Here is a 23,810-nt window from a genome sequence, read left to right as displayed (position 1 = left end):
CGGGCTACAATTTAGAATGCGTAGCCGCCGGAGAGGCTGATCGCGTTGATGGTGTTTTCATAGCGACCATCGGCGGACTGGTTGAAGGGTGCGGGACCGGTGGGGGAACCTGAAACGGAGCGCGATGCTTTGAATCCGTGTTGATAGGTGAGGTAGCACGATAGCGCACCAAACGTGCGGCCTACGCCGACGCTCGCGAGATGACGGCTCATGTCGGGAACCGCGGGCGTGAAGGTGTCGGAGGGCACCGAGTTCTGGCTGTAGCAATAACCGGCGCTCACGCGCCAGCCATCGGGCAGGTAGCGCGTCACGCCGAAGAGATAATAATAGCTCGGCTTCCAATCGAAGTTAATCGGAACGGTAAGCAGGGCCGAATCGAGCGTGGCGGTGTTGAGCAGATCCCAGTTGGTGCGGTCGACGCCGACTTCGAAATTCCATTTTGGAGTCGGGCGCCAAGAGTAGCCGAGCGTGATCACATCGGGGAACGGTAGATCCACGGATGCGGGTGCGCTCAGGCCGAATGAGGTGAGTTCGACGGAGCCTTTGAAATGACTGGTGGAGCGGCTTTGATAATTAAGGCCGAAGACGTGGTGCTCGCTGGGCTTCCACATGATGCCGATATTGTAGCCGTAGGATGTGTCGTCGCCCTCGAAGCGGAGTTCGCCGGGAGGGACCGGCGTCAGACCGTTGCGCAGCTTGGCCTCGACCGAGTTGATCTGAAGGCCGGCGCCGATGGATAGACTGTCTGAAATCTTCCACGCGATGGTGGGCGCGATGGTGATGAAAGTGATTTCGTTGCGCGTCGCGATGGTGCGAAATCCGGAGTTGTCGGGCCACTCGGAAGCCTGGCCGAACGGGGAGTAAACGCCCAGACCGTAGCTCAAGGGTGAATTCTCAGGGGTAAATGATGCGTAGAGATGAGGGATGATCGCGATCTCGCGTTTGGCCTCCACGGTGCCGCCGGTGGTCGGGTGATAGTCATTCTGCGTCTCGATGACGTAACTGCCGGCCAGCACTTGCACACCCGAAAGCTGGGTGAGGCCGGCGGGATTGTAGTAGATGGCCGACGGGTTGTCAGCCGTGGCAACGAAGGCATTGCCTCGCGCGGTAGCCTCGGCGTCTTGATTGGGCAGCCGCGTGCCGTTGGCAAACGCGGTTGCGGGCGTGAAGATCGCCGCGAGAGCGAGCGGGAAAAGGGCAAGCAAAGCGCGATTACGCGAGTAGAGGGAAGTCGTGTGCATATTCGGGACGGGGTGGTTCATCGAAAAGCTGGTCACCGGTCAATGGATGATCACTGAATTGGCAGTGTGATGACGATGTCGCCGATGGCTCCGTGAGGGCGAGAGTAAATCTCCGCATCACCGCCGTGATCGCGTAGAATTTTCCTGGTTACGGAAAGACCGAGCCCCAAGCCGACGCTGCGCGTGGTGTAGAAAGGTTCGAAGGCGCGGGTCGCGGCCTCGGCTGAAAACCCTTGAGCGGGGTTGACCACGCCGATGCGGCAGCGGCGCACGCCGTCAGTGAGCACGGTTTCGGTGCGCACGGTAATCTCGGTGGCGCCGGGGGCGGACTGGGCGGCGTTGAACATGACTTCGCCCAAGGCGTGGCGCAGGCTGCGAGGTTCGCAGAGAATACGCAGTTTTTCACCGGAGGGATTCGCGAGCTTGATCGTCACCGGCGCGGGCAGATGAGCCGAGGCGTATTCGCCGGACTGCCGGAGGAGGTCACCCAGCGAATGGGTTTCCACGGGCTCATTGAGCGGACGCGAAAGAAACGTGAGTTGATCCACGCAACGCAGAATGCGCACGGTTTCGCGACCGATGGAGGTTTCCAGTGAAGTGCGGAAATCTTCACGCGCATAATCGGTGGGCAACAACTGGCGGTGCGTCTCCAGCGAAAGCAAGGCGTTGCGAATCTCGTGGGAAAACTTTTCCGCGATGAGCGCGATGAGGCGGGCGTGTTCCTTGCCGACCTCGGCACGACGGGCGGCTTCGATCGCGGTATGATCCTCAATGGTAACAAGAATGGCCGAGGTGGCGGCTTGGTCGTCCAGGCGAAACGCGGTGATGGTGACGAGGAGCGTGCGCGTTTCGTGAAGATAGTGAGAGCAGGCGGATTCGCGTCCACCGTTGAGCACCTCATATAGCATGCTCGCGAGACGTTGAGGGAGATCGGCAAATTCCAGGCCGCGACCCACGGTCGGCGCGATGTTGAGAATTTTCCCAAGCGCGGGATTGGCCTGGAGAATGGTGAGATCGCGGGCAACGACGAGGCAGCCTGCACCCATCTGCCCGAGGATGTTGGCGAGCAGGCGGTGATTGGTGGAGAGCTGGTCGTGGAGCCAGCTGTTCTTGATCGCCAGGCCGAGTTCTTCGAGGAGATGAAACAGGAGTTGAAGCTCCTGATCGTTCAAGCGAAGTCCGGTGAGGCGGCCGCCGAGCACGGCGATGCCGAGGAGACGTTCACGATCAAGAATGGGAATCGCGATGTGGCCGCCGAGAATCTCGAACTCGCGACGGGCGTCGGCGGGCAGCCCCGGTCCATCATCGGCACGGAGGATGCGGCCATGCGTGGCTATGGCCGCGCCAATGCCGCCTTCCAGAGAAAGTTCAAAAAAACGATAAAGGTCGGTGGCGATTCCGGCGGAACAAGCGCAGGGCAGGCGGCGGGAGGCCGCTACAGGACCGGGCAAAAAGGGATTTTGCGGCGGGTGCAAGAAGAGCGCGATCCGGTTGACGCTTATGACCTCGCGCAGCTTCAGGACGAACTCTTGAAGGAGACTGCGCACATTGAGCGAGTGGCTGAAGAGCCGTGAAAAATCCCGCAGAATTTCTAGGTTGGACGGCACGCCGACCATGCTTGCGGTGGGCTCGGCCACTGTGCGTGCCGGGGGTTCGACCGGAACATCCGTCCGCGAAGGAGAGCTCGCGTTTCCAGCCAGCAGACGGTCAAGGACTGTGATGGCGAGTGCGCTGCGTAGTGGTTTTTTGAGGACGAACGAAACTCCATGAAGAATGGCGTCTTCCTCCCATTCGCGCAGGGATGCGGACGCGGCCACGACTAAAGGCACATCGGGCAAATGTCGGCGCACTTCGTTGATCAGGCGGATTGCGCCGGTGTCGATCAGGTCGGTGTCGAGCACACACAGATCGATGCAAGCCGGCGGCAAGGTTTCGCGGATCAACTCGGCACGCGGCAGGTGAACGATGCTGAAGCGATCGGCGGGGATCAGGGTCTTGAGTGACTCGGCGGTATGGGCGTGGGCTGCGATTACTAATATCCGGTTCATGAAGGGGAGGCGGCGGGCGGGGCGTCAGGGTCGGTCGGTAGGTCGATTTGAATGGTGGTTCCCTGTCCTTCGATGCTGTGCAAAGTGATCGTGCCGTGGTGAAGGTGAACAATCTTTTGACAGATAGTCAGGCCCAGTCCGAAACCTCGTGTTTGATCGCCGAGGTCCTTGGTTGTGAAATAAGGCGCGAATACTTTCCCCAGATTGTCAGGTGATATACCGGTGCCTTGGTCGATCACCTGCAGGCGCATCCAGAGCGGACGTCCGGGCACGCGTGGCAACCGGATGGCGCGAACTGTGATTGATGAATCGACAGGGGATGCGTCGACGGCGTTGAAAACCAGATTTGAAAGCAGGCGTTCCAGCAGGACGGCGTCGCCACGGAACTCGAAGGGTTCGGGGACTTCGAAGAGCAGGCCGATTTGTTTTTTGTTGAGCTGGTGCAGGCAGATCGAAGCGAGCCCATCCAGTAGCATTCGAATTGGCAGCGGACCGATTTTGGGAGCCAGCGTGGTGGAGAAGAACACCGCCTCGCGCACATACGTTTTTATTGCAGTGATGTTTTTGGATACGATCTGGAGCAGTTCGCGGTCGGGATCTTCCACTTGATGAGACGAGCCGGTGAGCTGGATGTAAGTGTTAATCGGCGTCAGTAGATTGTTGAGATCGTGCGCGAGTCCTCGCGACATCACGGCGAGTGACTCCAGTTTCTCGGCCATGCCAATCTGATCCTTGAGACGGATCTGGTCGATCAACGTGCTGATGTTCTGGGTTAGCTCGCTGATCACCTCGAGGTCTACAGCGGTATAGTAGCTGCGGTCGCTTTTTTCGCCCAGAATGAGCAGTCCCGAAATATCGTCGGCGGAGCGAAGCGGGAAACAGAAGGCCGGCTCAAGGCTGGCGAACTGGTCGCGGATTTTCTGCACATCGCCGGATTTTTCACCGGTCGGTCCGGGAAGGTCTGAGAAGTCGAACCAAGGTTTTTCCGGGTGCTGTTGGATGATCTGCATCAGCGTGCAATTGTAGTCAGGCGGGGTGGTGCCGGATAGCGTGGGTGGAAAGACACGGCCGATGAGAACTTCGCGGGTGGAGGGGGCGAAGAGGGTCAGTTGAAACCGGTTTATTTTGACCGTTTCGGAAAGTAGCGTGAACAAATCATCGAGCAACGGGGCGACGAGCCGGTATTGCGGCAGGCTGTCGATGAATGCGGTGACCTTGTCCCGATACTCGAACCGGTCTCCCAGAATACGGCGCTCCAAGGTCTCGGTGTTTCCACCCAATAACCGGGGAAAGAGCACTGAACTCACCAATCCGCTGAGGGCCAGAACCATCAAAAATCCGAGAATCGAGCCCAGCGAAAATAAATGAGGGAATCCCAACGCCAGCACAAATATCAGCATGAAACCGATGCCGCAAAAGAAGAGCAAACGCGTGAAGGTTGCAGCCACCCGGCCCAGTCCCAGGCGGATGTCCAGCAACTGATGTTGCAACACGCTATAGGCAACCAGTCCGCCATAGACCAACGCGGCCGCGGTTCCCAGCGGGTAAACGGGAATGCGGGTGCCCGGGTAATAATCGAAACCGAACAAAGGCCCGACATCGTGCAGACCGAAAACAAGCAGCATGCTCACCGCCAGAATCAGCAGGGTAAGCCGGTGTCTTTGAATGGAGACAGCCGTCTGCCGCTTCTTTATCAGCGTGATCAAAGAGGGGACGGAAAGAGACGGAATGGTGAGACTGAATAACCAATAAAGAGGCCCGACGGTTCCGAAATAACCGTAGCCGACGTAGTGCACGTCGCGGATGAAATACGGAGTGGCGTCGGCGATTAAAAAAAAGAAGCCGAGGCAATACAGCAACGGCATGAATTTGATCAGCGGCGAGCGCGTGATCTGCATTGAAAGTTCGAAAAGCAGGATCGGTAGAAAAATGACCCCGACATGAAGAAGCCGCGCCCACACCAGAGCATCCTCGGCGTCGGAAACCCGAAACATCATGAACGCACCAAACGTCCAAAGCGTAAGACAGATGCCGAAGAAGAAAAAAATCCGGTTCAGCTTCTGGCCGGGCGCCTGGAGCAGAACAAAGATGGCAATTAGCAGGTTGCCGGCGGCTGCTATCAGCGGCGCGGTCGAAAAAAAGTTCATCAGGCGACGAACTCCCGGAGAATCAGGCAGGAATTTTTTCCGCCAAATCCGGCATTGAGATTCATGGCGACGCGCACCGGATACGGGCGGGCCACGTTGGGGGTATAATCAAGATCACAACCCTCCTCTGGCTCCGTCAGATTGATGGTGGGCGGGATCACTTTGCGATGCACGGCCAGCGCGCAAATGACCGATTCCAGAGCGCCGGCGGCACCGGCGAGATGGCCGGTGACCGGCTTGGTTCCGCTGATGGCGACGCGACGGGCGTGAACGCCGAAGAGTCGCTTGATGGCGCGTGTCTCCACCAAATCGTTGCTCTCAGTAGCTGACGCGTGGGCGTTAATATAGTCCACTTCGTCGGGCGTGATGCGGGCGAGGCGCATCGCTTTCTGCATGGCGCGAAACAGGCCGGTGCCTTCGGGGTTTTGCGCGACCGAGTGATAGGCTTCGCAGCTCGAACCCTGCCCGAGCACCTCGGCATAGATCCGCGCATTACGGGCGAGGGCGTGGGACAATTCTTCGAGAACGACAAAGGCGGCGCCTTCGCCGAGCAGGAATCCATCGCGCTTGCGGTCAAAGGGCTTCATCGCCGTCTGCGGGTTGTCGTTGCCGCGGGCGAGGGATTTGGCGGAGGAGAAGATGCCGACGTAACCACCCACGATGGGAGCCTCGGTGGCACCGGCGATCACGATGTCGCTATCATCCTCGCGAATGGCCTGAAGGCCGAAACCAATGGCGTCGTTGCCTGATGAGCACGCGGTGCAAATGGTCACTGCGCGGCCGGGTAATTCGAGTTCCAAGGCGATTTCGGAGCTGCCGCCACCGCAGTAGGCGTTGATGAGGCCGAACGGACTCATGGCCCGGTAACCTTTTTCCAAATACGTCAGGTTGCCTTCAAGTGTGCTGCGCATGCCGCCGACCGACGTGCCCTCGAAAATGGAAACACGCGAGGGGTCGACTGTCTGGGCGGTGAGGCCGGCATCGGCAAAGGCGGTCTTGGCGGCGATGACGCCAAACTGCAGCGACGGGTCGAGCCGCTTGGCCTTTTTGGCATCGATGTAGTCGCCGGCTTCAAAACCCTTGAGTTCGCAGGCAATGCGGGTGGGCAGCTTGGAGGCGTCGAAGTGCGTGATGGGGGCCGCGCCGCTGCGGCCCGCGCAGAGGCTTTCCCAAAAGGCTTCGACCGTGAGACCATTGGGAGCGAGCAGTCCGATACCGGTGATGACGACTCTGCGCTCAGGATTGTCCATGTGATGAATCAGTGGGTGCGGCCTCGCCAGGGAAGGACAGCGGGGGTGGTTTGACGGTAGCGCACATAAGCGTCGCCGAATTGGGCTATCATGGCGCGTTCCTCCAGGCGAATGCGGGCAAATAAACTCGGGATGAAGAAAAACACAAAGACGATCCAAGTATAGAGCGAGTTCATCAATAACATCGCTCCGACGAGTTCAAGAATGGCGGCCAGATAGATCGGATGGCGCACCCACGCAAATGGGCCTCCGCGCACGAGTTCGTGCTCGCGACGAATTTCAATATGAACGCTCCACATGCGGCCGAGGGCGCGAACCGCGGCGGCGCGAATGACGAAGGCCGATCCGGCCACGATCAGGCCGCAGATAAACGGCAGCGCATGAAACCCGGTCCCGCGCACCAAATACTCAACCAAGGCGAGGGTGACCACCAGCGTGCCGCTGATCAAAAGTGCGAGAAAAGTAGCCCGTTCATTCACCTGTCCGGCGATGACATTCCGTTTAACAAAAAACTCCCGGATGCGTGCGATGTAGAGAGCGATTGCGCAAAAAACAGGGAGTAAATCCAAGGTGGGTTGCATGGACATATATACGTTCAGGTTCAAATCGCCCTGAGTAAATAATTGCGAACTTATCCTCGGAGAAACTTCAAAAAATTGCGCTGTATGTTCGTGATGTGAAAACGCTTTAACCTGAGTTACAGCTGGTTCGCATCAAGGCTAGTGTGAATTCACTAGATATGGTTGGTGGAATCACTCAGGCGTTTGGTCCGAGAGAGACAGGCTTACGATTTACGGATCAGCGCGGACGTATTCCAAACGGGGGCTCTTTTTGCCCATGAAAACCAAAAGGTTGCCGCGCACGGTTACGCTTTGGGTCAGCTTCAAATCCGAGAGGTAGCGATTTTCACTGGCCATCAATTCGGGCGAGCCCGCCATGCGGGTGACTCCCAGATGCTCACCCCAATTGAGCCGATCATCGTAGACCCGGACGTTGCCCACATAGTTGTTCACGCCGGACTGGCCGCTGATGCGGCCTTGATAACCGATCGTAAGCGTGGGCGCGGGACTGAGGATGGGCTGTTTTTTTCCATCCGCAGATGTCCAGGAGGACAGAACCCAGTTGGTGTTGCCCAATGTGGTCAGTGTGCGGATCGAACTTTGTCCGCTGGCAGGTGAAGTGCTGCTGAAGCAACCGGATAAGGCGATGAGACCACCGAAGACAAAAAGAACGGCGAGCAGGCGGGAGGCGGTGGTAGGTGACATAAAGCGTAAGACTCAGTGCGCGTTGAAAAGTTCGGTGATAACATCCTCAAGCGGCACATCTTCGATCGTGATGTCGGCGACGGGGCCGGCGGCGAGGATGCGTTGCGAAATGGAAACCACCTGATCGCTGGGCACGTGCAGAACGACTTCACCGTCGTCAGCGACGGTCGATTTGCCTCCGGCGAGTTCGTCCAGTGCGGGGAACGGCAGCTGGGCGGGACGGAACTTGATGATCTTTTTGCGACCGCCGGTGGCTTCCAGGCGGTCAAGTGCGCCGTCGTAAATCTTGATGCCCTTGTGGATCACGATCACGCGTTCGCAAAGTTCTTTGATGTCGGCCATGTAGTGGCTCGTGAGCAGGATCGTGACCTTGTATTTGCGATTATACTCGCGGAGAAAATTGCGGACGGCCTTCTGCGAAACGACGTCGAGGCCGATGGTGGGCTCGTCGAGAAACAGCACGCGCGGACGATGAAGCAGGGCGGCGATGAGCTCCATCTTCATGCGTTCGCCCAGCGAAAGCTCGCGCACCATGACGTTGAGCTTGGCGCGGACATCGAGGAGGTCGACGAGTTCGTCGAGGGTGTCTTGATACTGTTTGGCGGGGATGCCGTAAATATGGCGGAGCAGGAGGAAAGATTCCTGCGCGGGCAGATCCCACCAAAGTTGATTTTTTTGGCCGAGGACCAAGGCGAAGAGACGGCGGTAGGCGTTTTCGCGTTTGGTGGGATCGTAACCGGCCACGCGGGCCGTGCCGCTGGTCGGGTAAATCAAGCCCGAGAGCATTTTGAGGGTCGTGGTCTTGCCGGCGCCGTTGGGACCGAGGAAGCCGACGAATTCACCCTCGGCGATGTCGAACGTGATATCTTTCGCCGCGGCGGTTTCCTCGAACTCGCGTTTAAAGAGCCCTTTGATGCCGCCCCAGAAACCGGGCTGTTTTTTATAGGTGCGAAAGACCCGGGTGAGATTGCGAACTTCGATCATGGGAAAGCGGAGTCGTTCAACGTGACGCAAAGCTAAGCTGACGCAAAGGGGATTGTTACGGTTTTCGCCGCAGTGGTCGGGCGGATGCAATGAAAAGCCCGGCCGTTTCGGGCCGGGCGGGTGAATCGGTGACTAGATGCCGATTATTTTACCGGAGCGACGGTGGCCGAGGGAAGTTCGGCGACGATCTTGTCCAGCTTGTCCGCAAATGCATCAAGGCTGTTGGCCGAGGTTTTGGCGGAGCGGTTGATCTTATCGATGGGCTTTTTGACGGCGTCGATACCGGCGGGAGTGAGATCAAGCGAGAGGGCCTTCTGGATGTCGGTGAGATCGGAGGTGACATCGGCGAGATCAACGCGAGCGGTGATCAAGGGCGTGATCATCTCATTATAGGAGGCGGAAAGAGCGCTACGGCGCTTCTCGGCAATCGCGCGGATATCGGGGTTCTTGATCGATTGGGTTTCGAGGTCCCACTGGGTGAACAGTTCGCGGCCGCGATTACGGACATCGGCTGAGTCCTGAAGAGTTTCTGCGGACAGTTTCTTGAAGGCGGCCAGCTCCAAGCTGAAGGATGCGTAAGCTTCCTGGGCGTTCGGTGCGGTAGGGATGCGGTTGAGCGCATCGGTCGTGCGATTGAGCGAAACGCGGGTGGCTTTTACGTTGTCGCGAAGCTGCAGGAGGTTGATGGCCTTGCCTCCAACAGGCTTGGTGGCATCGGGGCCGGCGGAGCGACCGGAGAAGGACGAGCATCCAGTCAAAGTCAGCGCGAGGAGACCGGCCGAAAACGAAAGGGCAAAGAGTGAGGTGCGAGGTTTCATCATAATAAGGGGTTGTTCCTTACCATTGTCAGCTTGGGAACCCGTTTGTTCCCAACGCTGTGTAATCAAGAACGGTGTGGCTGATGAAGCCGGCGGAGAGCGCGGCGGCGTCGGTAAGCGGGGAGGGCGGCGAGATGTCTTCGCCAAATTTGAAGATGAAGCGATGCGTGCCGTCATCGGCGGCGGGGCCGAAGAGGCCGGGGACGATCACGCGGGCGGGAATCGTGCGATGAACGGGTGTGTCATGCCCGCATGGATACGGGAAGTTGACGTTGTGAACGATGAAGCCGCGTGCGGGCGTGGAGGCGACCAGGCCGGGCACGAGTTGCGCAGCGCGGGTGGCGGAGGCGTCGAGCGTGTGTTGAAGATCGGCGTCGGCGCGGTGACCGGAGGTGCGGTAGGCCTCGAATTGCGCGGCGGTGAGGTCTTGTGAAAACGCGATGGCGGGAAGCCCGTGGACGGCGCCTTCCCAGGCGCCGGCGATGGTGCCGCTGGCGAGGATGAAGCCGAGGGAGGCGTTGCGGCCGATGTTGATGCCGGAGACGACGGCATCGATGGGTTCGTCGGGCGGGAGGAGGTGGGCGAGGGCGATGCTCACGCAGTCGCTGGGCGTGCCATCGATCATCCAGGCGGGGCAGCCGAAGTCGCGGATGGCGACGGCGGAGGCGACGGGACGAAGACGGGATTTGGCGCAGCCGATCCAGCTTTGCTCGGTCTTGGGTGCGGCGATGCGCAGGTCGTGGCGGGCGGCGCGGAGGGCGTCGGTGAGCGCGTGGAGGAACGGACTGTCGATGCCGTCGTCGTTGGTGATGAGGAGGCGCATGGGGAGGCTGGAGAAGTAGAGAGTAGTGAGCAGCGGGTAGCGAGTAGACGGAAAGGAGACGGAGTCAGACGACGCAAAAAAGCCGCAGCGGTGAGGCTGCGGCTTTGTGGGGAGCGGTGCCGATTAGGCGACGGGGGCTTCGGAGGCAGCGGGCTGGCCCTGGCCTTCGAGTTCTTTCATCGCGGCTTTGCGGCTGAGGCGGACCTTGCCGGAGCGCTCGTCGATGCCGATGCACTTTACGGTGATGCTGTCGCCCATCTTCACGACGTCTTCGGTGCGGCGCACGCGGAAGTCGGCGAGTTCGCTGATGTGGCAGAGGCCTTCCTTGCCGGGCAAGCATTCGACGAAGGCGCCGAATTCTTTCACGCCGGTTACGCGACCGGTGTAGATCTTGCCTTCCTCGATGGGAGGGCCGCCGGCGTTGCCGCCGCGACCGCCACCACCGCTGCCGCCACCGCAGAGGGAGTCGATTTCCTGGAGGGCGCGGGCCGAGGCTTCAGCGTTGTTGGAGTAGATAAACACCTTGCCTGAATCGTCGTCGGCGATGTCGATCTGCGCGCCGGTCGTTTCCACGATGCGACGGATGGTTTTGCCGCCGGGTCCGATGAGGAGGCCGATCTTTTCGGGATCGATCTGCACGGTCTGGATGCGGGGGGCGAAGGCGCTGAGGTCTTTGCGGGGCGCGGGGATCGAGGCCATCATGTTCTTGAGGATCTCGACGCGGGCTTCGCGGGCCTGGTGGATGGCGACCTTGGCGATCTCGAAGGGAAGACCGTTGATCTTCAGATCGAGCTGGAAGCCAGTGATGCCCTTGGTGGTGCCGGCGAGCTTGAAGTCCATGTCACCGAAATGGTCTTCCTCACCGATGATGTCGGTGATGGTGGTCCACTTGGCGATGGAGCCGTCGGCGGCGGTCTCGGTCATGAGACCGCAGGAAATACCGGCGACGGGGGCGATGATGGGCACGCCGGCGTCCATGAGGGACAAGCAGCCGCCGCAGATCGAGGCCATCGAGGTCGAGCCGTTGGAGGCCATGATCTCGGAGACGACGCGGATGGAGTAGGGGAACACATCCTCGGGCGGGAGGACGGGGACGAGGGAACGCTCAGCGAGGGCGCCGTGGCCGACTTCGCGGCGACCGGGGGAACCGAAGCGACCGGTTTCACCGACGGAGAACGGCGGGAAGTTGTAGTGGAGGATGAAGCTCTTGGACTTCACGCCGCCGGTGAGGGCGTCGAGGTCCTGGGCCTCCTTGGTCGGCCCGAGGGTCGTGAGAACTATGCTCTGGGTGTCGCCACGTTTGAAGGAGGCGGAACCGTGGACGCGGGGGAGAATGCCGACCTCGGAGTGGAGCGGGCGGAGGCTCTTGGCATCGCGGCCATCGGCGCGGACGCCGCGCTCGAGGACGGCTTTGCGGTAGGCTTTGTATTGGAGGTCTTCGAAGACAACGTTGAGGTCCACGTCGCTGAAGCGGCCGGCGCCGAGCTCGAGCGAGAGGGCGGCGTGGGCTTCGGCCTTGAGGCCCTTGACGTTGGCGGAGCGGACGGCTTTTTCGTGGCCGAAGATCGCGGTGACGATGCGCTCGGTGGGGACGACGCGCTCGATGATGGCGCGGGCCTCGGGGCTGGCGCCGACGAGGGCGAAGTGGGCCTTGGGCTTGCCGACGAGGGCGACGAGTTCCTTGATGCCGCGGATGATCGGCTGGATGGCGTTGTGCGCGAATTCGAGGGCCTCGATGAAACGGTCTTCGGGGATCTGATCGGCGGAGCCTTCGATCATGAGCATGTCCTTCTCGTTGCCCACGTAGATGAGGTCGAGGGAGGATTGGAACATCTGTTCGATGGTCGGGTTGGCGACGAACACGCCGTCGATTTCGGCAACGCGCACGGCGGCGATCGGTCCGTTCCACGGAATGTCGGAGATGGCGAGGGCGGCGGAGGCGCCGTTGACCATGGGGATGTCGGCCTCGTTGATCTGGTCGGCCGACATCAGCTGGCCGATGATCTGGACCTCATTGAGGAAACCCTCGGGGAAGAGGGGGCGGCAAGGACGGTCGCAAAGGCGGGAGGTGAGGATTTCCTTTTCGGACGGACGGCCTTCGCGCTTGAAGTAACCGCCGGGGAAGCGGCCGGCGGCGGCGTATTTCTCGCGGTAATCGACAGTGAGGGGGAAGAAGTCCTGGCCGGGTTTCATGCTGGCGGCGACGCAAGCGGTGACGAAGACGTTGGTCTCACCGACGGCAACGTTGACCGCGCCATTGGCTAGGGCGGCGTAGGTGCCGGTGGACAGGGTGATCCCGAGTTCGGGGATCGTGACGGAGTGTTTCTGCTTAAGGGACATGATGTAGTTCTGTTTCGGATACGGTTGCGCGTCGCGGATAGAAGAGACGGCCTGCGACACGCGGCAGGGACGGCTCGGGGATTTCGACGACAGGCCAGCCGGAAGGGCGGGCGAAGGCCGCGCACGGAGGCGCGGGTGTCGGCGGAAAATTTTTGAAATCTGAACTGAACGGGTGACCCGTCTCGCAATCCTCGTCTTGGACGAGAGATTTCTGGTTGGTTCCGACGGATGGTCGGCGGCAATCAGAAATGTCCCGCGCTAGTCTCGAGTGTCGGATAGACAACGGGCGCCCTCCGGATGAGGGCGCCCGTGTTGCTAAAGGGGCAATTACTTGCGGAGGCTGAGACGCTGCAGAAGTTCGTTATACTTCGGCAGGTTGTGGCGCTTCAGATAGTCCAGCAGCTTGCGGCGGCGGGAGGCCATCTGGAGAAGGCCACGGCGGCTATGGAAATCCTTGCGGTGGGTGCGGAGGTGCTCGGTCAAGTGATTGATGCGAGCGGTCAGCAGCGCGACCTGGACTTCGGAAGAACCGGTGTCCGTATCGTGGATTTTGTAGTTGGAGATGATTTCGGGTTTGGCGATCGTTGACATGGTTTAGTTTAACTGGGTTACACGACTGTAGGGGACCATTTGCAGGCCCCGTGCCACCCGCTCCCGACGTGGCGAAAACCACGGCGTTTGCCGGCGTCACCGTTCCAATTTGGCGGAGTGCCAAACCAGTCATGGTGGAGCCCCGTAACCGACGGAGCTTCACTAACGCAAGGAGCCAACTTCCCGAATCATCAAGGCGTCGGCAAGCGAAAATTTCGCCCGCGTTGGGTTTGGTGTATCTATTTGCAGGAGATCTGCGGGGAATCAGCCGGCGCGGATGTTCAGTTCCTTCACGTGTCCGCAGCCTGGAAGCTTTTTGATGCGGTCGACGATCATCTTGCGATGAATGAAGAGCTCGTTGCGAACCACGGCGTGGCCGGCGAGAATCGTGAGACGACCGCGCGCATCGATCTGCACGGCGTGCGAATAATGTGCATTGGCGGCGCCGACGAGCTCGGCCCAGTTATCGCGAATCAACTGTTCGGGGGAGTCGCGGCCGATCTGGAATTTGATCATCAGCTCCTCGACCAAGCCGGAGAGTTCCTTGGTCGGACGCTTTTTCATACGCGCCGGCGTGGTGTCGGGCACACGGCGTAACGCGGCGATGAGTTTTTCCGCCTGGAAGGAAAAAGGTGCTGGTTCCGGAGGCATTGGACGGGGCCGGCGGCGTAGATCAGGCCGTCTCAAACGAACCTTGGCGGTTATAGAGACCCTTGTAGAGAGGGTTGCGCTCATACAACTCGGTGTGCGGGCCCGCATCGATGATCCGGCCTTGATCAAACACCAGGATCAACGAGGCATCGCGAATGGTGCTGAAGCGATGCGCAATAATCAGCACAGTCTTGCCCACGACGAGTTTGCGAAGCGCGAGCTGAATGGCGGCTTCGCTTTCGCTGTCGAGGGCGCTGGTGGCCTCATCAAGGATGAGGATCGGTGCGTTTCGCAGGAAGGCACGGGCCACCGCGAGACGCTGGCGCTGGCCTCCGGAGAGCGTGGCGCCGCGCTCTCCCACGATGGTTTCGTAGCCTTGCGGCAGGGTTAAGATAAAATCGTGGGCGAACGCATCGCGCGCGGCTTGTTCGACTTCTTCGCGCGTGGCGTCGTGGCGGCCGAGGAGAAGGTTGTTGTAGACAGTGTCGTTAAAAAGCACCGGCTCCTGGGATACGATGGCGATATTGCGACGAAGGTCAGCGAGGGAGACATCGCGAATATCAACACCATCCAACGTGATGCGACCCGAGGACACATCGTAAAACCGCGGCACGAGGTTGGCGAAGGTCGATTTGCCGGCGCCGCTCGGACCGACCAGTGCGCAGGTGGTGCCGGCCGGAATGGAAATGCTCACATCGCGCAACGCCGCGGTGTCGTTGTCATACGTGAGCACTACATGCTCGAACGCGAGATTGCCTTGGGCGCGGCCAAGGGGCACGGGATTCACCGGGTCGGCGATGGAGTTGGGGGCGTTTAACACCACTTCCAGACGGTCCAGTGCGGCCGAGCCGATCTTGGTAATGTTCTGCAGCGCGCCCAGTTTCTTGATGGGATCGTAGCAGGTGTAGAGTGCGGTGATGATGGAGACAAACGCCGGCAGGGACAGGCCGGTCTTGTAGGCATACACTAGGGTCATTGAGATGCCGGCGGCCGATATGAGCTCGATCGAAGGCGTGAGTGCCTGGGTATATTTGGTCACCTTCATCTGCGAAACCACCAGACTGTTGGTGAGCGTGCGCAGACGGTTGATTTCGATTTCCTCGAGGCTGAAAGCTCGCACTTCGCGGGCGGCGTTGAGATTCTCGCTGAAGCGTTCACTAACCTGACCGAGCTGGCCTTGCAATTGGCGCGCGCGATTGATCAGGCGTTTGCCTACATAGCGAATGGGCAGGATACACAGCGGGATCACCGCCATACTCACCAATACCAGCCAGACGCCGCGTTCCGTGTAGGCCAGATAACCCAGATAACCCAGTGCGCCGATCAGGGTGGTCGGCTGTTTGAAAATATCGTTGGCGAACGTCGTGAGCGCGGTCTGCAGCGTCTGCGTATCGGTCATGCCTCGCGAGATGAGGTCGCCGGTTTTTTGCCGCTGCAGAAACGATACGGGCAACACCTGCAGCTTGCGGAAGTAGTCCAGACGCAAAGCCTCCAGAATGCGGGTGCCGGCGTATTGGATCAGGTAGCTGTTGAAGTATCCGGCGACTCCACGCAGCGCAAAGATGGTGGGCAGCCACAGCGCGATCAGCATAAGCTGCCAATCGGTCAGGCGCGCCGCTTCAGGATCGAAAATCTTGGGGAAGATTTTCTTTACCATCAATGGCAGGCCGGCGCCGTTGGCGGCGCCGTAGACGATGCCGCACAGAAGCGCCAGGATGATGGATCCGCGAACCGCTTTGAGGTAGGAAAAGTAGGGACGGAAACGACGCATGAAAAGTCACTAAACCCTGCGAAACCCTAGCATTCCACCTCAATCTTTGGCCGAGCGCACGTCGAGGGCGTCGCGGAGGCCGTCACCGAGGAAGTTGAGGGAGAAGAGGGTTAACGAAAATACCGTGCCGGGAAACATGAGCAGCCACGGGTATTCTTCCATACGCTCGGCTCCATCTTTGATGAGAACGCCCCAGGAACTCATGGGCGGTTGCACGCCGAGGCCGAGGAATCCGAGGAAGGCCTCCAGCAACATGACGCCCGGGATGGTGAGCGTCGTGTAGACGATGATCGGTCCAAGGATGTTGGGGATCATGTGGCGAAACAGGATGCGCGGCCGCGAAAGTCCGAGCGAGCGGGCGGCTTCGATGAACTCCATGCGCTTAATCGACATGATCTGACCGCGAACGATGCGGGCCATCGTGAGCCATTCAACCGCGCCGATTGCGATGAAGATGAGTTTGATGTCCCGCCCGAACATCACCGTGAGCAAAATCACGAAAATGGTGAACGGAAGTGCGTAGATGATATCAACGATGCGCATCATGACGCGATCCAGCTTGCCGCCGGCGTAACCGGAAACGGCTCCGTAAATCACGCCGATGGTGAGCGCGACAAATGTCGCGACGAGGCCGACCATGAGCGAGATGCGACCACCATACATCAACCGCGTAAACAGGTCGCGGCCCAACTGATCCGTGCCCAGCCAGTGCGTGAACGAAGGAGGCGAGAACGTGTTGTCGAGATTGTTGTCCTCGTAACCATAAGGACTGAGCCAAGGGCCGACCACGCAGAGGATGCCCAGAGTGATCAGCACTATTCCGCTGAAAACGGCGAGGCGGTTGCGGCGAAGGCGGTGCCAGGCGTCGCGCCACGGGGAGACGCCTTTTTCGAGCTGCGCGATCGTGAGATCAGCGGACGGTAATTTTTCGGGGGCGGGCGATAACATGGGGGCGCGTGGCTTACTCAAATTTGAGTTTCGGGTTGAGCCACACCTGGACCACGTCGACGACGAGGTTGAGGGCAATGATAAGGACTGCGTAAAGAATCACGGTGCCGAGCACCAAGGTGTAGTCTCGGTTGAAGGCGCTGTTGACGAATTCGCGGCCGAGGCCGGGGATCTGGAAAATCGTCTCGATGACAAACGAACCCGTGAGAATACCTGCGATCGCGGGCCCGAGATAAGAAACCACGGGCAGCAGGCCTCCGCGTAGCGCGTGTTTGAAAATGATCCGGGTTTCGGAAGCTCCCTTGGCGCGGGCAGTGCGAATGTAATCAAGGTTGAGAACCTCCAGCATGCCTCCGCGTGTCAGGCGCGCGATGCCGGCGGCGTAAACGATGCCGAGGGTGATTGAGGGCAAAATGCGATCCTGCCATTCATACCAGCCCGAGGCGCTGAACCAGCCGAGGTGAATGGCGAACACGAGAACCAGTAACGGCCCGAGCACGAAAGTCGGCACGCAGATGCCTACCATCGCGAAGGACGATGCAAAGTAATCAATCTTCGTGTTGCGCTTTACCGCAGCGATCACTCCGGCGGTGAGTCCGAGGGCCAGCGCGATGAGGAGGGACAGCCCGCCGAGTTGGAGGGACGCCGGGAGCTTGTCGGCGATGATTTCGTTAACGGTGCGGCTGGCGTATTTGGTCGAGCGGCCAAGATCACCGTGGAGCACGACGGCCTTCAGGTAGTTGGTGTATTGCTGGTGAAGCGGGAGGTTCAGGCCGTAGTAGGCTTCGAGGTTGGCGCGGATCTCGGGCGTCGTGGCCTTCTCGCTGTCAAAGGGACCGCCGGGGACGAACCGCACCATGAAAAAAGTGGCCGTGACGATGATGAAGAGGACGGGAATCGTCTCCAGAAGACGTCGGGCGATGAAGCGAAACATGGAAGGCGGTTAAAGTGAAAAGCGAATACTCACCCCAAGGCAGACATGAATTAATCGGCCAAGTCCACCCACTTCCATGCACGGTTGTCGAGCGGCGTGGTGATCCAGTTTTTGACCTTGGGGCTGATCGCATAGATGCGGGAGTAAAAATAAATCGGGATGACCGGCACTTCGTCGGCCAAGATTGCTTCTAGTTTTTGATATACAGCCATGCGGGCTTCTTCGGTGGGCGTGGCCAGTGCGCCGTGAAGCAGGCGATCGTATTCGGCGTTGGACCAGCCGGTCTGGTTGTTGCCTCCGCCGGTCACCCACATATCAAGGAAGGTGTTGGGATCATCGTAGTCGCCAATCCAACCTGCGCGGGCGACCTGATAATTCAGGGTCTGCTGGGAGTTGAGATACACTTTCCACTCCTGATTTACGATCAGGGCATTCACACCCAGACGGGTCTTCCACATCTGTTGAATGGCTTCGGCGATGACGCGGTGGCTCTCCGAAGTATTAAAGAGAATCTCAACCGGCGGCATGTTCTTGCCCTCAGGGTAACCCGCTTCGACGAGCAGGCGTTTGGCTTCGTCGAGATCGCCGGCGATGCGAGCATTCGAGGTGAATTTATCGGAAGGGGGCGTGAAGTTAAGCGCAGGACTTTGGCCGCCGCTGCGCAGAATATTTTTGATCAAGGATTCACGATCGATGGCGAGGGCGAGGGCGCGACGAACGCGTTTGTCGTCGAGCGGTTTTCGGGTGGTGTTGAGGCGATAAAAGTAAACGCCGTAGTAAGGCGTCTGCCGGTAAGTGTCCTGATGTTCGCGGCGGTAGGTCTCGATTTTGTTGAGCGGGAGCGTGTAGGAATAATCGAGTTCGCCGGTGCGGAAGAGGCGCTCCTCGGTGTCGTCCTTGTCGATCGCGTAGAACTCAATGCCATCGAGCTTCACCGTCGCGTGGTCCCAATAAGTCGCGGAACGGGTGACGGTGATTTTCTGGTTGGGTTTCCAGCTAACGAGGTTGAACGGGCCATTGCCCACGTAGTTGCCGGGACGGGTCCATGCGCTGCCCTTGCGGGTGAGTCCGCCAAATTTTTCGACGGTGGGAATATGCACGGGAAACCACGCGTAGTGCTTGAGTGATTCGAGGAGGAAGGGCGTGCGGTGCTTGAGCGTGAGTTGCAGCGTGCGGGCATCGAGGGCCTTGGCGCCGACTTGGGCGAAATCGGTGATTTTCCCGGTGTTGAACTCCTCGCCGTTGACGAGATGGAAAAGTTTATAGGCGTATTCGGCACCAAGCGACGGCGTGAGCATGCGTTGGAATGAACGCACGAAATCCTGGGCGGTGACGGGATCGCCGTTGGACCATTTTGCATTGTCTCGCAGGTGGAACGTGTAGAGCAGGCCGTCGGCGGAAATTTCCCAGGTTTCCGCAACACCGGGGGCGATGCCACCGTCGGGCGAGTAGGTGACGAGCCCTTCGATGAGCGCGGTGATGATCTTGTTTTCCCCGACACCGGTCACGACCTGCGGATCGATATCCTCGGGTTCAGCGCCGTTGCCGATGCGGAGAACTTTGCCGTTCGCGGTTTCGGTGGAGACTTCTTTTTTAGAACAGCCGGCGATGAAGATCAGCAGAAAGGCGGTGGCGAGCAGGCCGGCACGACGAAAAAGGGGCGTGAACATGCGCCGAGTTAAACGTCTGACGGGCGTCCGGCAAGGGAGTCCCCATGTATTTTTAACGAGGAAACTTTTGTTTGAATCAACGCCGCTTAAACACCGGCCAGCGCCTCATCAAGGACGGCGAGGAGGAAGTCGGCGTCGGCCTCGGTGATGCACATCGGGGGTTTGATGCGGAGGGTGTTGCCCTTGAGTCCTCCTTTGCCGATGAGCAGCCCTAGCTCGCGGCATTTTTCGAAGACGGCGAGACACTCGGCGGTGGCGGGTTCCTTGGTGGTGCGGTCTTTGACCAGCTCGACGCCCAGCATCAGGCCGAGTCCGCGAATGTCGCCGATCAAGGTATGTTTCTCGGCGAGTTTGGCGAAGCCCGCTTTGAGTTGGGCGCCGCGAGCGAGGCTGTTGGCCTGAAGACCTTCCTGGTCGATGACCTCGAGGACGGCGCGACCCATCGCGGTGCAAACGGGGTTGCCGCCGTAGGTGTTGAAGTGGATGCGGGCTGCGAGGGTTTTGGCGATCTCGGGCGTGGTGACGACGGCGGCGAGCGGGCAGCCGTTGCCGATGCCCTTGGCCATGGTGACGATGTCGGGAATGACGCCTTGGGTTTCGAAACCCCAGTAGTGCGTGCCGGTGCGACCGAAGCCGGCCTGAACTTCGTCGGCCACGCAGAGACCGCCGGCGGCGCGGGCGTGGGCGTAAGCCTTTTTCAAATACCCGTCAGGGAAGACAATGGTGCCGCCGACTCCCTGGATGGATTCGGCGAAGAAGGCTGCGATGCGGCCGCTAGTGCCGAATTGGATCAGGTTCTGGATGTCATCGGCATATTTGGTGGCGGCATCGGGATCACCGACGAAGGGGCCGCGGTAGGAGTCGGGCATGAGCGCGTGGTGGACGCCGAAGCCGCCGGGAACGTTGTATTTCCAGGTGTGGTGGGAGGTGAGGCCCATGGTGGACTGGCTGCCGCCGTGGTAGGCGTTGCGCAGGGCGACGACGTCGTAGTTGCCGGTGTAGGCGCGGGCCATCAGGAGGGCGAGGTCGTTGGCCTCGGAGCCGGAGTTGACGAAGTAAACGACCTTCAAATCGCCGGGCATCTTGGCCGCGAGGTCGCGGGCGTAGAGCGCGATGTTGGGATTCAGGTAGATCGTCGTCGTGTGCTGGATGAGCGCGTTCTGGGCATTGGCGGCGGCGTTGACGTGCGGGTGGCAATGGCCGACGGAGACGGTGACGATGCCACCAAAACCATCGAGATAACGGCGGCCGGTTTCGTCGAAGAGCCACTGGCCTTTGCCCTCAACGATGGTGAGTGGCTTTTTATAATAATGAAAAATGCCCGGGTTCACGTGCGCCTGACGCATCGCGAGAATTTCGTCGGGAGTGGGACCGGTGTAGGGCTGAGGGACGTAGGAGCAGGGAGGGAGAGTGGGCATGGAGGAGTGAATTTTTAACCACTAATGAACACTAATGGGCACTAATGTGGGAAAGGCTGAGGTCAGGCGGGTTTGGAGAGTTTGCGGAAGGCAATGTAGAGGGCGAAGGCGAGGGCGAAGCCGACGAACCACGCTTGGTTGTAGAGGGTGTGGAAGATCGGCGGGATCGAATCCGCCGCTATGACGTGAGTGACGGCGAGAAAGCCGGGCAGGTTGGGCAGCACGGCGAGGGTGAACGCACCGAGTCCGGCGAGACTGAAGCCTTTGGTGAAGCTGTAGGAGCCGGTCGGGTCGTAGAGGGCGTCGACGTCGAGGCGGCGTTTGCGGATGACGAAGTAGTCGGCGATCATGATGCCGGCGATGGGGCCGAGGAGCGCTCCGTAGCCGATGAGCCAGGTGAAAATGTAGCCGGTGGGATCAGCCATGAGCTTCCACGGAAACATCGCTACGCCAATAACAGCGGTGATGATGCCGCCGGTTTTGAAACTGATGAGTCGAGGAGCGAGGTTGGCGAAGTCGTTGGCGGGTGAAACGACATTGGCGGCGATGTTGGTGGAGAGCGTCGCGATGGAAAGCGCGAGTAATGCGATGACGGAGAGGACGGGGCTGTTGAACCTGGCGATGAGCTGGACGGGATCCCAGATGGCTTCGCCGAAGACTACGATGGTTGCGCTGGTCGCGACGATGCCGACAAAGGAATAGAGCACCATGGTCGGCGGAAGACCAATGGCCTGGCCGATGATCTGGGAGCGCTGGTTTTTGGCGAAGCGGGAGAAGTCGGGGATGTTGAGCGAGAGCGTGGCCCAGAAGCCGACCTGTGCGGTAAGGCTGGCGCCGAAGACCGGCCAGAATTCGGAGGTAGTAGCGAACTTGGAGGGTTGTGAAAAGATGGGGCCGAAGCCGTGGGCGGCGTTGTAGGCCCATACGATGAGCGCGGCGCCGACGAGAAGGAGAAACGGCGCGGACAGGGCTTCGAGCCATTTGATCGAGTCCATGCCGCGCACGATGAAGTAGATGTTGAGCGCCCAGAAGAGGAGGAAGCAGAAAAATTGTCCGGCGCTGATGCCGAGGACGGGGAGCGCGGGGGCGGTGGCCGGATCGAAACTGAAGATGAGCGCGGCGGTGGCGTAGATGGCGGAGCCCCCGATCCATGTCTGGATACCAAACCAACCGCAGGCGACGATACCGCGCATGACGGCGGCGATGTTGGCACCGCGTGTTCCGAAGCTGGCGCGGAGGAGGACGGGAAACGGGATACCATAGGCGGTGCCGGGATGGGCGTTGAGGGTCATCGGGATGAGCACGATGACGTTGCCGAGGAAGATGGTGATGAGAGCCTGCCACCAGTTCATGCCGGTGCCAATGAGGTTGCCCGCCATCGTGTAAGTCGGGATGCACACGGCCATGCCGACCCAGAGCGCGGCGATGTGCCAGGTGGTCCACGTGCGTTTCGCCGGATCGACGGGGGCGAGGTCGGCGTTGTAGAGAGGGCTGGAGGTGATTTCGGCCATGCGGGCTAACGGATCAGAAATGGTTCGGAGCGCGTTTCAGGAATTGGCCGCGGCCGATGGTTCCGGTGAATTTGCCGCCACGGACGGCGACCTCTCCGCGAACGGTGACGACGGACGGACGACCTTCGATGGGCCAGCCTTCGAAGCCGCTGTAATCCACGTTCATCGTCTGGGTGGCGGCAGAAATTTTACCACGATAAGCCGGATCGTAGATGACGAGATCGGCGTCCGCGCCGATTTGAATGCAGCCCTTGCGAGGGAAAAGACCGAAGAGTTTGGCGGCTTGAGTGCTGGCGACATTCACGAAGGTATTCAGGTCGAGGCGGCCGGTTTTAACGCCATACGTGTAGAGTAGGTTGATGCGGTCCTCGAGCGCGGGGATTCCGTTGGGTATCTTCGTGAAATCGGCGGCACCCATGGGTTTTTGATCTTTGAAATCAAACGGAGCGTGGTCCGTGGCGACGGTTTGAATGAGGCCGGTGCGAAGAGCGTTCCAGAGCACGGGCTGGTTGCGGGCGTCGCGCAGCGGTGGGGACATGACAAATTTGGCACCCTCTAAGTCGGTTTTTTCGGCGTAGGTTTTGTCGATGAGCAGATATTGGATGAGTGTTTCGACGGAGACATCGACGCCGCGGAGGCGGGCATCAACGGCGTTCTTGAGGGCTTCTTCGCAACTCAGGTGAACGATGTAAACGGAAGTGCCGGTCAACTCGGCGAACGTCATCAAGTGGTGGACGCCCTCGGCCTCGACGAGTGGCGGACGGCTCTCGTGATGTTGGGCGGGATCGGTTTTTCCCGCGGCGAGCAGTTCCTTTTGACGCTCGGCGATAAGCGTCTCGTTTTCGCAGTGGGCGGTGACGATGACGCCCAGTTCCTTGGCCAGTTTGAGGGTCCGGTAAAGTTCCGTGTCGTCGATGCCGAACGCGCCTTTGTAGGCCAGGAAGATTTTGAAAGACGATACGCCTGCCGCAACGATGGCGCGGAGTTGATTGGCCGAGGCGTCATCGAATTTGGTCACGCCCATGTGGTAGCTGTAATCGCAGCAGGCTTTGCCGTCGGACTGGGTATTCCAGGTGTCGAAGCCCTCCTTGGCTGACATCGCGCGCGAAGGGCAGCACATGTCAAAGATGGTGGTGGTTCCTCCCACCAGAGCGGCCTGCGTTCCTGTGGTGTAAGTATCTTTCGAATACGTTCCCATGAACGGAAGATAGATGTGCGTGTGCGGATCGATGAAGCCGGGGAAGATGTATTTTCCGGTGGCATCAATGATCTCGGCTCCGGTCGGCGCAGGGAGATTCCGGCCGATGGCTGAAATGGTTTCACCCTCGCAATAAATGTCGGCGATGTAGCGTTCGGTGGCGGTGACGATTTCGCCGTTTTTAATGAAGAGGCTCATGGGC

Annotated in this window: 19 protein-coding genes; all 19 read right to left on the bottom strand. The window is 59.7% G+C overall.

Going from position 1 to position 23,810, the window contains the following annotated elements; all coding sequences use genetic code 11:
• Positions 1-11 precede the first annotated feature (11 nt).
• The 19 genes from FPL22_RS05470 to hydA all read right to left on the bottom strand — a co-directional run bounded on the left by FPL22_RS05470 (position 12) and on the right by hydA (position 23,806).
• The gene (locus tag FPL22_RS05470) at positions 12-1,262 is read right to left on the bottom strand and encodes an OmpP1/FadL family transporter (protein ID WP_144229099.1); all 1,251 of its coding nucleotides are present in this window, start codon (positions 1,260-1,262) and stop codon (positions 12-14) included.
• A gap of 29 nt (positions 1,263-1,291) precedes the next feature.
• Positions 1,292-3,289 carry an ATP-binding protein gene (locus FPL22_RS05465; RefSeq protein WP_144229098.1) on the bottom strand — a complete coding sequence of 666 codons (1,998 nt, stop codon included), beginning with the start codon at positions 3,287-3,289 and terminating at the stop codon, positions 1,292-1,294.
• Positions 3,286-5,436, bottom strand: coding sequence for a sensor histidine kinase (locus tag FPL22_RS05460; RefSeq protein WP_144229097.1), 2,151 nt, complete (start codon positions 5,434-5,436; stop codon positions 3,286-3,288). The genes FPL22_RS05465 and FPL22_RS05460 overlap by 4 nt, the downstream gene beginning before the upstream one ends.
• On the bottom strand, positions 5,436-6,686 hold the full coding sequence (locus tag FPL22_RS05455) for a beta-ketoacyl-[acyl-carrier-protein] synthase family protein (protein ID WP_144229096.1): 1,251 nt from the start codon (positions 6,684-6,686) through the stop codon (positions 5,436-5,438). Before FPL22_RS05455 ends, FPL22_RS05460 begins: the two co-directional genes overlap by 1 nt.
• An 8-nt stretch (positions 6,687-6,694) precedes the next feature.
• Positions 6,695-7,273, bottom strand: a complete 579-nt coding sequence (locus FPL22_RS05450; protein WP_144229095.1) for a methyltransferase family protein — start codon at positions 7,271-7,273, stop codon at positions 6,695-6,697.
• Positions 7,274-7,477: 204 nt separating this feature from the next.
• A complete protein-coding gene (locus FPL22_RS05445) occupies positions 7,478-7,951 on the bottom strand; it encodes an META domain-containing protein (protein WP_144229094.1) in 474 nt (157 codons plus the stop codon).
• 12 nt (positions 7,952-7,963) lie between these two features.
• Positions 7,964-8,935, bottom strand: a complete 972-nt coding sequence (locus FPL22_RS05440; protein ID WP_144229093.1) for an ABC transporter ATP-binding protein — start codon at positions 8,933-8,935, stop codon at positions 7,964-7,966.
• A gap of 143 nt (positions 8,936-9,078) precedes the next feature.
• Complete coding sequence (locus tag FPL22_RS05435) at positions 9,079-9,756, bottom strand: DUF2959 family protein (RefSeq protein WP_144229092.1); 678 nt, start codon at positions 9,754-9,756, stop codon at positions 9,079-9,081.
• A gap of 25 nt (positions 9,757-9,781) precedes the next feature.
• On the bottom strand, positions 9,782-10,576 hold the full coding sequence (gene surE / locus FPL22_RS05430) for a 5'/3'-nucleotidase SurE (RefSeq protein WP_144229091.1): 795 nt from the start codon (positions 10,574-10,576) through the stop codon (positions 9,782-9,784).
• A 123-nt stretch (positions 10,577-10,699) separates the two neighbouring features.
• Complete coding sequence (gene pnp / locus FPL22_RS05425; RefSeq protein ID WP_144229090.1) at positions 10,700-12,916, bottom strand: polyribonucleotide nucleotidyltransferase; 2,217 nt, start codon at positions 12,914-12,916, stop codon at positions 10,700-10,702.
• Positions 12,917-13,243: 327 nt separating this feature from the next.
• Complete coding sequence (gene rpsO, locus FPL22_RS05420) at positions 13,244-13,507, bottom strand: 30S ribosomal protein S15 (RefSeq protein ID WP_144229089.1); 264 nt, start codon at positions 13,505-13,507, stop codon at positions 13,244-13,246.
• A 264-nt stretch (positions 13,508-13,771) separates the two neighbouring features.
• A complete protein-coding gene (locus FPL22_RS05415) occupies positions 13,772-14,158 on the bottom strand; it encodes a DciA family protein (RefSeq protein ID WP_144229088.1) in 387 nt (128 codons plus the stop codon).
• Between the two features lie 22 nt (positions 14,159-14,180).
• Entirely contained in the window at positions 14,181-15,929 is a 1,749-nt protein-coding gene (locus FPL22_RS05410; protein WP_144229087.1) for an ABC transporter ATP-binding protein, read from the bottom strand.
• 39 nt (positions 15,930-15,968) lie between these two features.
• Positions 15,969-16,877: an ABC transporter permease gene (locus tag FPL22_RS05405; protein ID WP_144229086.1), complete on the bottom strand. Its 909-nt coding sequence runs from the start codon at positions 16,875-16,877 to the stop codon at positions 15,969-15,971.
• Between the two features lie 13 nt (positions 16,878-16,890).
• Positions 16,891-17,811 carry an ABC transporter permease gene (locus FPL22_RS05400; RefSeq protein WP_144229085.1) on the bottom strand — a complete coding sequence of 307 codons (921 nt, stop codon included), beginning with the start codon at positions 17,809-17,811 and terminating at the stop codon, positions 16,891-16,893.
• A gap of 50 nt (positions 17,812-17,861) precedes the next feature.
• Positions 17,862-19,481 carry a peptide ABC transporter substrate-binding protein gene (locus FPL22_RS05395; RefSeq protein ID WP_144229084.1) on the bottom strand — a complete coding sequence of 540 codons (1,620 nt, stop codon included), beginning with the start codon at positions 19,479-19,481 and terminating at the stop codon, positions 17,862-17,864.
• Between the two features lie 86 nt (positions 19,482-19,567).
• Positions 19,568-20,899, bottom strand: a complete 1,332-nt coding sequence (locus tag FPL22_RS05390) for an aspartate aminotransferase family protein (RefSeq protein ID WP_144229083.1) — start codon at positions 20,897-20,899, stop codon at positions 19,568-19,570.
• Positions 20,900-20,961: 62 nt separating this feature from the next.
• Positions 20,962-22,410 carry an NCS1 family nucleobase:cation symporter-1 gene (locus FPL22_RS05385; RefSeq protein ID WP_144229082.1) on the bottom strand — a complete coding sequence of 483 codons (1,449 nt, stop codon included), beginning with the start codon at positions 22,408-22,410 and terminating at the stop codon, positions 20,962-20,964.
• Between the two features lie 13 nt (positions 22,411-22,423).
• On the bottom strand, positions 22,424-23,806 hold the full coding sequence (hydA, locus tag FPL22_RS05380) for a dihydropyrimidinase (protein WP_144229081.1): 1,383 nt from the start codon (positions 23,804-23,806) through the stop codon (positions 22,424-22,426).
• Positions 23,807-23,810 lie beyond the last annotated feature (4 nt).

It is taken from the genome of Rariglobus hedericola, assembly GCF_007559335.1.
GTDB lineage: Bacteria > Verrucomicrobiota > Verrucomicrobiia > Opitutales > Opitutaceae > Rariglobus > Rariglobus hedericola.
This window is presented reverse-complemented; position numbering and strand designations above follow the sequence as displayed.